Consider the following 11,686-nt stretch of genomic DNA (forward strand, 5'->3'; position numbering starts at 1 on the left):
GATCGATCAATCCAGAAATTCAGGTTTCTGTTTGCTCATATGGGCGGCCATGGCCACCCGCAGGTCGTTCGATTGCAACATGGCGGCATTCCACGTGGCGACGTATTCCAGGCCGTCGTCGATGCGGTGGTCACGCATGTAGCGGATCATTTCCTTGGTGCCGGTCACGGCGATCGGCGACTTGGCGGCGATGTCCCGGGCAATGCCCATTACACCGTCGAGCAAGCTGGCGGCGTCACGGTAGACGCGATTGACCAGGCCGATCTCGCGCGCTTCGTCAGCACCGAAGGTGCGCCCCGTATAAGCGAGTTCACGCAGCATGCCGTCCCCGACGATCCGGGGCAAGCGTTGCAAGGTGCCAACATCGGCGGCCATGCCGATGTCGATTTCCTTGATGGAAAACTGCGCGTCCTCGGCGGCATAACGCATGTCGCAGGCGGCGATCAGGTCGATAGCCCCGCCCAGGCAATAGCCCTGGATGGCGGCGAGCACCGGTTTGCGGCAGTTGTCCACGGCGTTGAACGAGGCTTGCAGTTGTAAGATCTTGCGCCGCAGCAGCCGCGCATTGCGACCCACATCCTTGCCCAGCTCGTTGGCGACACCCGCCAGCATCATCAGGTCTATCCCGGAGGAAAAATGCTTGCCGGCACCACTGAGCACCACCACTCGCACTGGGTCGGTGTCGTCGATCCATTGGAAGATCTCGACGATCTCGCTCCAGAACGCGGCGTTCATCGCGTTGATCTTGTCCGGGCGGTTGATCTGCACATGGGCGATGTTGTCTGCAAGTTCGACGTTGAACGCTTGGTATTGCGACATGGCAGTGATCCTTTACCGGCTGAAAAGAGGCCTGAACTATAGCAAGCCATTGCGACAGGACGTAGGCAGTGCATCGGCCAAAAGCAGGACCTGAAGCCCGGTTCTGAACCTGGGAGTGAAACTTGCAGGAACAGCGCCTGTGGGAGCAAAGCTTGCTCGCGATGAGGCCAGTGCCTCAACATCCTTGGTGGCTGGGCAACCGCTGTCGCGAGCAAGCTTTGCTCCCACAGGTTTGCTTGCGTCGGGCTTATTCGCTTGCTTGCAACTGCCCATCCCACCCACCACCCAGCGCAGCGATCAATTGTACGCTGGCGATCAGTCGGCTCTGCTGCAGGCTCAACACGCTGCGTTCGTTGCTCAGCGCCGTTGCCTGGACGGTGACCACGTCGAGGTAGGCGATCAATCCGGCCTTGTACTGGTTCTGGGTCAGGCGCAGGGACTCGCGCGCGGCATCCAGTGCTTCCTGGCGCACGCGGGCTTCGTCTTCCAGCACCTTGAGCTGGATCATATAGTTTTCCACCTCGCGAAAGCCGTCGAGCACGGTCTGGCGATAGGTGGCGACGGTCTGGTCGTAGGCCGCGACGGTACGGTCGACTTCCGCCGAGCGCTGGCCACCGTCGAACAGGGTCATCGCCAGTTGCGGCCCCACCGACCAAAAGCGGTTCGGCACGCTCACCCAGTTGTCGTAGGTACTGCTGCTGTAGCCACCACTCAGGCTCAGGGTCAGGTCGGGATAGTAAGCGGCCTTGGCCACGCCGATGTTGGCGTTGGCGGCCATCACCGAGCGTTCTGCCGAGGCAATGTCGGGGCGACGCTCCAACAGTTGCGACGGCAGCGCCAGGGGGATTTGCGGCAACGCCGGAATGTCGCGGGTTTCGGCCAGGCTGAACTCGGCCGGCGCCAGGCCCATCAGCACGGCGATGGCATTCTCGAACTGCGCCCGCTGCCAGATCAGGTCGACCAGGTCGCCTTGGGTGGTCTTGAGCTGGTTCTGCGCCTGGGCCACCGCATCCTTGCCGGACACACCGGCGCGGTACTGGTTTTCGGTCATTTTCAGCGAGCGTTGATAGTTGTCGACGGTGGTCTGCAACAGGCGCTTCTGTTCATCGATCACCCGCAACTGCAAGTAATTCTGTACCAGCTCCGATTGCTGGCTCAGGCGCATGGCGGCCAAGTCGGCATAACTGGCCTGGGCGCTTGCCTCGTTGGCCTCCAGGGTCCGGCGCAGCTTGCCCCAGACATCCGCCTCCCAGCTGACCCCGGCCTGGGTACTGTAGGTGTTGCGGATACCGCTGGAAGAACTGCTCAGGCTCGAACTGCTGCTGCCGGTGCCTTGGCTGGAACGGGTCTTGCCGACTGTCAGGTCCACGGTCGGAAAGAACGCGCCCCGGGCACTGCGGGCCAACGCCTGGGCCTGCCGGTATTGGGCTTCGGCCTGGGCGACGGTCTGGTTGGAGGTGTTGAGTTTTTCCACCAGGCCATTGAGCTGTGCGTCGCCGTACAGCTCCCACCAGGCGCCACGACTCAGCGCGTCGCTGGGGTTGGCCCGGCGCCAGCCCTCGGACTCTTTGTACTGCGCCACTGTCGCTGCTGTCGGACGCTGATAATCCGGGCCGATGGCGCAGGCGCTAAGCATCGCCACGCACAGCGCCAGGCTCAGTGTCCGGGAACCGCGGGCGGCCGCCAGCGGCGCGACAAGATTGAAAAGCGAACGGTCGATCATAGCGGAGTTTCCAGGGCAGCATCGGTGCGCACGCCACGCCAACGGTTGAAGCGATGGCGCAGGCGGTCGAGGTAAAGGTAAACCACTGGCGTGGTGTAGAGCGTCAGGACCTGGCTGAACACCAGCCCGCCGATGATGGTCAGGCCCAGCGGCTGGCGCATTTCCGAGCCTTCGGCACCGCCGAGCAACAACGGCAAGGCGCCGAGGATCGCCGCCAGCGTGGTCATCAGGATCGGCCGCAGACGCAGCAGGCAGGCGTTGCGGATCGACTCCAACGGCGCCTGGCCGGCGCGTTCCAGTTGCAGCGCCAAGTCGATCATCAGGATCGCGTTTTTCTTCACCACGCCGATCAACAGGAACAGCCCCAGCAAGGAGATCAGACTGAATTCACCGCCCAGCACATAGATCGACAACAAGGCGCCGACCCCGGCCGAGGGCAAGGTGGACAGGATGGTCAGCGGGTGGATGTAGCTTTCGTACAGCACGCCCAGCACCAGGTACACCGCCAATAGCGCACCGAGGATCATGAACGGCTGGCTTTTCTGAGAGGCCGCGAAAGCATCGGCGGTGCCGGCCATCTTCACGATGATGTCCTCAGGCATGCCGAGCTTGGCAATGGCTCGCTCGATGGCGGCCGTGCCCTGCTCCACCGTCACGCCTTCGGCCATGTCGAACGAAATACCCTCGGACGCGAACTGGCCTTCGTGGCTGACCCGGTCATCCTCCAGGCTGTTTTCGTAGTGAGCGATGACCGACAGCGGTACCCGTGCACCCTCGGCGGTGATCACCTGGACCTGCTCGAGGGTGTTGGGGTCCCGGGCATACTTGGGATTGACCTCCATCACTACCTGGTACTGGTTGAGGCTGTCGTAGATGGTGGAAATCTGCCGTTGGCTGTAGGCGTTGTTGAGCACCGTGGTGACCATGTCCATGTCGATCCCCAGGCGCTTGGCCTGGTCGCGGTCCACCACCAGCGTCACTTGCTGGGCTCCACCGCCGTCGCGGGCGTCGATGGCGGTCAGCTCCGGCAAGGCCCTGAACGCGGCCACCAGCTTGGGGTACCACTGGCGCAGGGACGCCAGGTCAGCGCTTTGCAAGATGTAGGAATACTGTGAGGTGGTCTGCTCGCGACCTCCACCGAATTGCAAGTCCTGGTCGGCCATCAACATCAATTGCGTGCCAGGCACCTTGGGCATTTCCTTGCGCAAGCGCTCGATGACCTTTTGCGCGGAAATATTGCGCTCCTTGATTGGCTTGAGACGCACCAGCATGAAGGCGTTGTTGGTGCCGTTGTTACCGCCGATGAAACCCACCACGCTCTGCACCGCATCGTCCTTGAGCACGGCACGGCGGAAGATTTCCATCTTCGGTTGCATGATGCTGAACGACAGCCCGTCGTCGCCACGCACGAAACCGATCAGCTGGCCGGTGTCCTGTTGTGGCATGAAGGTTTTCGGCACCACCACATACAAGGCGACGTTCACGCCGATGGTCACCAGCAAGCTCAGCAGGGTCAGGCGCCGATGGCGCAGCACCCAGTCCAGGCTACTGGCGTAGCCGCGGACCATCCACTCATTGATCTGCCGGCTCCAGCGTTGCAAGCGGTTTTCCTGCCCCGGCACATGAGGCTTGAGCCAACGGGCGCAAAGCATCGGCGTGAGGGTCAACGACACCACCAGCGAAACCACGATGGCCGCCGTCAGCGTGATGGAAAACTCACGGAACAGGCTTTCGATGATCCCGCCCATGAACAGGATCGACAGGAACACCGCCACCAACGAGGCGTTCATCGACAGCAACGTGAAGCCCACTTCCTTGGCCCCCAGGTAAGCGGCCTTCATCGGCGGCACGCCTTCGTCGATGTGCCGGGAAATGTTCTCCAGCACCACAATGGCATCGTCCACCACCAACCCGGTCGCCAGGATCAGCGCCATCAACGACAGGTTGTTCAGCGAAAAACCGTAGAGGTACATCACCACAAAGGTACCCACCAGCGACACCGGCACCGCCAGGGTCGGGATCAGCGAGGCCCGCAGGTTGCCGAGGAACAGGAACACCACCAGCACCACCAGGGCCACGGCGATCAGCAAGGTCATTTCCGCTTCGTGCAAGGTGGCCTTGATCACTGGCGAACGGTCCATTGCCAGGTTCAGCTTGACGCTGGCCGGCAGCACGGCCTGTAACGCCGGCAGTTGCGCCTTGATCTCGTTGACCGTCTCGATGATGTTGGCCCCGGCCTGGCGGTTGATCACCAGCAGCACCGCGGCATCGTTATTGAAGAAACCGCTGTTGTAGCGGTCCTCGACGCTGTCGGAGACTTTCGCCACGTCCTTGAGTCGCAGCACCGAACCGTCCTGGTAGCGGATGATCAGCGTTTCGTAATCCTTGGCTTTTTCCAGCTGGTCGTTGGCCTGGACCTGCCACATACGTCGATCGTCCTCCACCGAACCCTTGGGCCTGCGCACGTTGCTGTCGGCAATCGCGGTGCGCACATCGTCCAGGGCCACGCCGTACTGGTTGAGCAACTGCGGCTCCAGTTCGATGCGCACCGCCGGCAACGAACTGCCACCGATCTGCACCTCGCCGACACCCGGCACCTGGGACAGGCTCTGGGACAGGATGGTGGACGCCAGGTCGTAGAGCTGGCCTTTTTGCAGCACATCCGAGGTCAGCGACAGCACCATGACCGGTGCCTGGGACGGGTTGACCTTCTTGTAGGTGGGCATGCTGCGCATGCCGCTGGGCAACAGGTTGCGCGAGGCATTGATGGCGGCCTGCACTTCTCGCGCGGCGCCGTTGATGTCGCGGTCCAGGTCGAATTGCAGGATGACCCGGGTCGAGCCCTGGTTGGAACGGCTGCTCATGGTGTTGACCCCGGCGATGGCGCCGAAGGACCGCTCCAGCGGAGTCGCCACGGTCGACGCCATCACCTCCGGGCTGGCCCCCGGCAAGTTGGCCTGGACCACGATCACCGGAAAATCCATCTGCGGCAACGGCGAGACCGGCAACAGGCCGAAACACACCCATCCGAGCAGCATGATGGCGAAGCTCAGGAGCATGGTCGCCACGGGACGCTTGATGAAGGGGCCGGAGAGATTCATCGACGACAGCTCCAAGCGGCAAGCTTCAAGCTGCAAGCTAAAGGCGTGCGCCGCCCCTGCTCTTCTCTTGCAGCTTGCCGCTTGCCGCTTGCCGCTCGCGCCGTCATACCGACACCTCGTTGGTGTCGGTTCGAGTAAATCGCCGTCCCAACCGATCGAACGCCAGGTAGATGACAGGCGTCGTAAAGAGCGTCAACACCTGGCTCACCAACAACCCACCCACCATCACCAAGCCCAGCGGCTGGCGCAGTTCGGCGCCGGAGCCGGTGGCGAACATCAGCGGGATCGCGCCGAACAGTGCCGCCAGGGTGGTCATCAGGATCGGCCGGAAGCGCAACAGCGCGGCCTGATAGATGGCGGTCTGCGGGTCGACGCCCTGGTTGCGTTCGGCGTCGAGGGCGAAGTCGATCATCATGATCGCGTTTTTCTTGACGATGCCGATCAGCAGGATGATCCCGATGATGGCGATCATGCCCAGGTCGTTGCCGCTGAGGATCAATGCCAGCAAGGCACCGATGGCCGCCGAGGGCAAGGTGGAGAGAATGGTGATCGGATGGATGTAGCTCTCGTAGAGAACCCCCAGGACGATGTACATGGTCACCACCGCCGCGAGGATCAGCAGCAAGGTGCTCGACAACGACGCCTGGAATGCCTGGGCCGCGCCCTGGAACTCGGTCTGCACGCCCACCGGCATGCCGATGTCCTGCTGGACCTTCTCGATCACGTTCACCGCATGCCCCAGGGCCACGCCCGGCGCCAGGTTGAACGACATCATCACCGCCGGGAACTGGCCGATGTGGGCAATCGCCAACTGCGCTTGACGTTCCTCGACCCGGGCCAGGCTCGACAACCGCACCTGCCCGCCGTCGGTGGTCTTGACGTGAATCTGGTCCAGCGCCTGGGGGCCGATCCGTTCCCCGGCCTGGGCCTGCAACACCACGCGGTATTGGCTGGCCTGGGTGTAGATGGTGGAAATCTGCCGCTGGCCGAACGCGTCATACAACGCATCGGTGATGTTCGACACCGAGACACCCAGGCGTGAAGCAGCATCGCGGTCGATCACCAGATAGACCTGCAAGCCCTTGTCCTGCAAGTCGCTGGTGACGTCGGTCAGCTCCGGTTGACGGGACAAGGCTTCGGTGAGGCGGCCACTCCAGAGCGTGAGCAACCCGGCATCGGGCGAGGACAGGCTGAACTGGTACTGGGTGCGGCTGACCCGATCCTCGATGGTCAGGTCCTGCACCGGCTGCAGGTACAGACGAATGCCCACCAACCGGTCCAACTGCGGCTGCAAGCGGGCGATGATCTCGCTGGCGCTGCCATCCCGCTCGCGGTGCGGCTTGAGGTTGATCAACAGGCGCCCGCTGTTGAGGGTCGCGTTGTCGCCGTCGACGCCAATGTAGGAGGACAGGCTCTGCACCGCCGGATCGGCGAGGATCACCTTGGCCAGTTGCTGCTGGCGCTCGCTCATGGCGGCGAAGGAAATCGACTGCGGCGCTTCGGAAATGCCCTGGATCACCCCGGTGTCCTGCACCGGAAAGAAGCCCTTGGGCACGGCCAGGTACAGCACCACGGTCAGCACCAGGCTGCCCACCGCCACCAGCAAGGTCAGCGGCTGGTGTTTGAGCACCCACTGCAATTTGCGCCCGTAGGCGGCGATCAGCCCGTCGATCCAGGCACCGCTGGCGCGGTAGAAACCGCCCTGCTCCTCTTCCTTGGGTTCGCGCTTGAGCAAACGGGCACACATCATCGGCGTCAGGGTCAGCGACACCACCAGGGAAATCAGGATCGCCACCGCCAGGGTGATGGCGAACTCGCGGAACAGCCGTCCCACCACGTCGGCCATGAACAGCAGCGGGATCAGTACCGCGATCAATGATAGTGTCAGGGACACCAGAGTGAAGCCGATCTGTTTCGCCCCTTTGAGCGCGGCCTGCAACGGGCTGTCGCCTTCCTCGATGAAACGGGCGATGTTCTCCAGCATGACGATGGCATCGTCCACCACGAAACCGGTGGCAATCGTCAGGGCCATCAAGGTCAGGTTGTTGATGGAGAAACCGGCCAGGTACATCACGCCGAACGTGCCGATCAGCGACAGCGGCACGGCCACCGATGGAATGATCGTGGCGCTGACGCGACGCAAGAACAGGAACGTCACCATGACCACCAGGGCGATGGCGATCAGCAATTCATGCTGCACGTCGGTGACTGAGGCGCGGATGGTCTGGGTGCGGTCGGTCAGCACGGTGACGTCCAGGCCGGCGGGCAGGTTGTCGGTGATGCTCGGCAGCATGGCTTTGATCCGGTCCACCACCTCGATTACGTTGGCCCCCGGCTGGCGCTGGATGTTCAGCAGCACGGCCTGGTTTTCGTTGGCCCAGGCGGCAAGGCGCTCGTTTTCGGCGCCGTCGACGATCTCCGCCACATCCTTGAGCCGCAGCGGCGCGCCGTTGGCGTAGGCCAGGATCAACTCGGCGTAGTCCTTGGGCGAGGTCAATTGGTCGTTGGCGTCGAGCATCGAGACCCGGGTCGGGCCGTCGAAGTTGCCCTTGGGCTGGTTGACGTTGGAAGCACCGATCAGCGTGCGCACGTCCGCCAGGTTCAGGCCATTGGCCGCCAGGGCCTCGGGGTTGACCTTGATGCGCACGGCCTGGCGCTGGCCACCGGCGATGGTGACCATGCCGACCCCGCTGATCTGCGCGATCTTCTGCGCCATGCGGGTGTCCACCAAGTCATTGAGCTTGGGCAACAGCATGGTCTTGGAGGTGATCGCCAGGGTCAGCACCGGGGTGTCGGCCGGGTTGACCTTGTTGTATACCGGTGGCGCCGGCAGGTCTTTGGGCAACAGATTGGTGGCCGCGTTGATCGCCGCCTGCACCTGCTGCTCGGCGACGTCCATGTTGGTTTCCAGATTGAAGCGCAAGGTGATCACCGATGCACCACCGGAGCTGGTGGACGCCATCTGCGTCAGTCCCGGCATCTGGCCGAACTGTCGCTCCAGGGGCGCAGTCACCGCGCTGGTCATCACATCGGGGCTGGCACCCGGGTACAGGGTCATCACCCGGATGGTCGGGTAATCGACCTGGGGCAATGCCGACACCGGCAGCAAGCGATAGGCAATCAGGCCGGCCAGTACGATAGCCAGCATGCTCAGCGTGGTGGCGACCGGGCGAAGGATGAACAGCCGCGAGAGGTTCATGCGCCGTCCTTTTTCGCCTTGTCGGCCGCCGCCGCATCTTCCGGCGCCGCGGCGGTCTTGCCCTGCAAGTGCCCTGTCGGTGTGGTGGGCACGTCCTGGCTGTCGTTGACCACTTCCACCTCACTGCCTTCCTTCAAGCGGTCGGTGCCTTCGAGCACCACCCGGTCGCCGGCCGCCAAGCCTTCGGTGACCACCGTGTTGGTGCCGTCGCTGGCGCCGACCTTGAGCTTCCTGATGGTGACTTTCTTGTCACCGTCCAGGGCATAGACGAAGGTGCCATCGGTACCGAACTGTATGGCGGCGGCCGGTGCCAGGACCACGCCTTTGAGGGTGTCAGCCAGCAGGCGCACGTTGACGAACTGGTTCGGGAACAGCGCCTGCTCGCGGTTATCGTAGCGGGCCTTGAACTTCAGGGTGCCGGTGGTGACGTCGATCTGGTTGTTCAGGCTTTGCAGCACACCACTGGCCTGGAGTTTAACGTCGCCACGGTCCCAGGCTTCGACCGGCAGCTTCGCGCCACTGCGGTAGCGGGCGAGCACCGTGTCGAGATGGTTTTCCGGCAGGGTGAATACGACGCTGATGGGTTGGGTCTGGGTGATGACTGCCAGGGCCGTGGTGTCGTTAGCCGCTACCAGGTTGCCGATGTCCAGTTGCCGCAGGCCGACCCGCCCGGAAATGGGGGCACGGATCCTGGTGAATTCAAGGTTGAGCTTGGCGTCGTTGACCGCCGCCTGGTTGGTCTTGACCGTGCCCTGGTATTGGCCCACCAGCGCCGCGGCAGTGTCGAGGGTCTGCTTGGCGATGCTGTCCTCGGCGTACAGGCCGCGATAGCGCTCCAGGTCCACCAGCGCATTCTTCAGTTGGGCCTGATTCTGCAACAGCGTGCCTTCGGCCTGGAGCAAGGCGTTCTGGTAGGGACGCGGGTCGATCTCGGCCAACAGGTCGCCGGCCTTGACCATCTGCCCTTCTTCGAAGGCGATCTTCACCAGTTCGCCGCCCACCCGGCTGCGCACGTTGATGGTGTTGAGGGCCGTGACCGTGCCCAGGGCCTTGAAGTACAGCGGGAAGTCGCCGGTCACCGCCGGTGCCACCCGAACCGGGATCGGCCCGGTTGCACCGCCAAACCCCGGCCGCACGTTGCCCGAGCGCCCCATGTGCCCTGCGGCGGCCTTCTGCTCTGCCCCGGACTTTGAGCCTGTGCTGGCGGGCCAGAACTTCCAGGCCAATGCCGCGACAACCAACACGATGAACAGGCCGAACAGCCAGCGACGGGAATTGCGGGAAACAGAGGATTGCATGGAAGGATCAACCATTGGACGCGTGGGCTTCTTTTATCGAAGGCTGAACGATAAGCACTGGCGGGTCTTTAGCAAAGCGCCTTTACCGGCAATTTACGTTGGGTTTACTCAGCGCAAGATCGACTAACGCCTTGAAGCACAAAAGAAAACGGCCTGGACGAGGCCAGGCCGCTAACATTTTTACTAAAACTTAATTTCAGACCAGTTATTTCAAGGCAGCCAGCGCAGCCTCGTAATTCGGCTCTTCGGCGATTTCCTTGACCAGTTCGCTGTGCAGCACGGTGTCGTTTTCGTCCAGCACCACCACGGCACGTGCGGTCAGGCCTTTGAGCGGACCGTCAGCAATGGCCACGCCGTAGTCCTGGATGAACTCGGCGCCGCGCAGTGTGGACAGGTTCTGGACGTTCTCCAGGCCTTCGGCACCGCAGAAACGCGCCTGGGCGAACGGCAGGTCGGCGGAGATGCACAGCACCACGGTGTTGTTCAGGTCGTTGGCCTGGGCGTTGAACTTGCGCACGGAAGTGGCGCAGGTCGGTGTGTCGACACTCGGGAAAATGTTCAACACTTTGCGCTTGCCGGCGAAATCCTTCAGGGAAACGTCGGACAGGTTGCCGGCGACCAGGGAAAAGGCAGGTGCCTTGGAACCGGCTTGTGGCAGCTGGCCGTTGACCTGGACCGGGTTGCCTTTGAGAGTGACTTGAGCCATGAACGGATTCCTTCTGACAGGTTAGAAAAAGTCGAAGGCCGGAGTTAACCATGAAATGGGGCTACGACCTATGGCTGGACATAAAAAGACACGCCATCGACACCCTGCGGCTATTTCGCCTTGAGCCGCAGGAATGACTGGTGCATGTCGTTCGCCCAACCGTCGATGACCTGTTTGACATCATCGGGCTTCATCACCTGGGCGTCATTGGACAACGGCTTGCCCGTACCCTTGCGCACCACCTGGGCGACCACCGTATTGTTGCCGCCGTCGAGAAACACCGCCTCGGTGCCCAGGGTGGTTTCCTGGTCACGAATGCCACTGGCGGTGCTGACGGCCGCCGCGACCAGCGCAATCGGCACCACTTCATAGGGCTTGAGGCCTTCGGTCTTGCTGCTGACGGCCGTGATGGCGGCGCGTATCACCAATACGCCCGGGCCAGGAGCGGTCGCCAAAGGCAGGGATTTGCCCGCTTCGCGTTTGAGGGCCTGGTCATAGTAGGCGGTGATACCAGACAGCGTGGCCTGGGGAATCTTCACCGTCGGCTGCGGCTTGGGATAAAGCTGTGTCGGTTCGACGTAGAGGCTGGTGAACTTGCGCGGATCGATTTTTGGATCGACCCAGCGCATCACCTCGGCCCCCGACGGTGACTTTTCCTCCTTGAGGCGACTGTAATCGCCCAGGAACCCGGAATACTCATCCGGCTGGGTGACTTTGCTGGAACAACCCGCCAAGGCGAGCGAGGCAACGCAAACAGCGCCGATCAAGGAAAAAAATTTCATGCTGCTACTCCTGTAGGCCATGGGAAGCGGGCCAGAACTACAGGTATAGCCAAGGGTC

7 protein-coding genes are annotated in these 11,686 nt (G+C 62.6%); all 7 read right to left on the reverse strand.

What is annotated here, in order from left to right; all coding sequences use genetic code 11:
• Nucleotides 1-6 precede the first annotated feature (6 nt).
• On the reverse strand, nt 7-819 hold the full coding sequence (locus N4Q37_RS06985) for a crotonase/enoyl-CoA hydratase family protein (protein ID WP_260956307.1): 813 nt from the start codon (nt 817-819) through the stop codon (nt 7-9).
• A gap of 247 nt (nt 820-1,066) precedes the next feature.
• The gene (locus tag N4Q37_RS06990) at nt 1,067-2,542 is read right to left on the reverse strand and encodes an efflux transporter outer membrane subunit (protein WP_260956309.1); all 1,476 of its coding nucleotides are present in this window, start codon (nt 2,540-2,542) and stop codon (nt 1,067-1,069) included.
• On the reverse strand, nt 2,539-5,643 hold the full coding sequence (locus N4Q37_RS06995; RefSeq protein ID WP_260956312.1) for an efflux RND transporter permease subunit: 3,105 nt from the start codon (nt 5,641-5,643) through the stop codon (nt 2,539-2,541). Before N4Q37_RS06995 ends, N4Q37_RS06990 begins: the two co-directional genes overlap by 4 nt.
• Nucleotides 5,644-5,746: 103 nt before the next feature.
• Nucleotides 5,747-8,842 (reverse strand): MdtB/MuxB family multidrug efflux RND transporter permease subunit, encoded by a 3,096-nt coding sequence (locus N4Q37_RS07000; RefSeq protein ID WP_260956314.1) that lies wholly within the window; start codon nt 8,840-8,842, stop codon nt 5,747-5,749.
• A complete protein-coding gene (locus N4Q37_RS07005) occupies nt 8,839-10,155 on the reverse strand; it encodes an MdtA/MuxA family multidrug efflux RND transporter periplasmic adaptor subunit (protein ID WP_260956316.1) in 1,317 nt (438 codons plus the stop codon). Before N4Q37_RS07005 ends, N4Q37_RS07000 begins: the two co-directional genes overlap by 4 nt.
• Before the next feature lie 190 nt (nt 10,156-10,345).
• Nucleotides 10,346-10,846, reverse strand: a complete 501-nt coding sequence (gene tpx, locus N4Q37_RS07010) for a thiol peroxidase (RefSeq protein WP_260956318.1) — start codon at nt 10,844-10,846, stop codon at nt 10,346-10,348.
• Nucleotides 10,847-10,956: 110 nt separating this feature from the next.
• Entirely contained in the window at nt 10,957-11,628 is a 672-nt protein-coding gene (locus N4Q37_RS07015; protein ID WP_260956320.1) for a DUF3313 domain-containing protein, read from the reverse strand.
• Between the last annotated feature and the right edge of the window lie 58 nt (nt 11,629-11,686).

Origin of the sequence: Pseudomonas citri (assembly GCF_025336485.1) — a bacterium.
GTDB classification, from domain to species: domain Bacteria; phylum Pseudomonadota; class Gammaproteobacteria; order Pseudomonadales; family Pseudomonadaceae; genus Aquipseudomonas; species Aquipseudomonas citri.

Excerpts from the sequence above, each read along its gene's own strand:
- N4Q37_RS06985 (WP_260956307.1), bottom strand. The coding sequence starts at position 819 with ATGTCGCAATACCAAGCGTTCAACGTCGAACTTGCAGACAACATCGCC.
- N4Q37_RS06990 (WP_260956309.1), bottom strand. The coding sequence starts at position 2,542 with ATGATCGACCGTTCGCTTTTCAATCTTGTCGCGCCGCTGGCGGCCGCC.
- N4Q37_RS06995 (WP_260956312.1), bottom strand. The coding sequence starts at position 5,643 with ATGAATCTCTCCGGCCCCTTCATCAAGCGTCCCGTGGCGACCATGCTC.
- N4Q37_RS07000 (WP_260956314.1), bottom strand. The coding sequence starts at position 8,842 with ATGAACCTCTCGCGGCTGTTCATCCTTCGCCCGGTCGCCACCACGCTG.
- N4Q37_RS07005 (WP_260956316.1), bottom strand. The coding sequence starts at position 10,155 with ATGGTTGATCCTTCCATGCAATCCTCTGTTTCCCGCAATTCCCGTCGC.
- tpx (WP_260956318.1), bottom strand. The coding sequence starts at position 10,846 with ATGGCTCAAGTCACTCTCAAAGGCAACCCGGTCCAGGTCAACGGCCAG.
- N4Q37_RS07015 (WP_260956320.1), bottom strand. The coding sequence starts at position 11,628 with ATGAAATTTTTTTCCTTGATCGGCGCTGTTTGCGTTGCCTCGCTCGCC.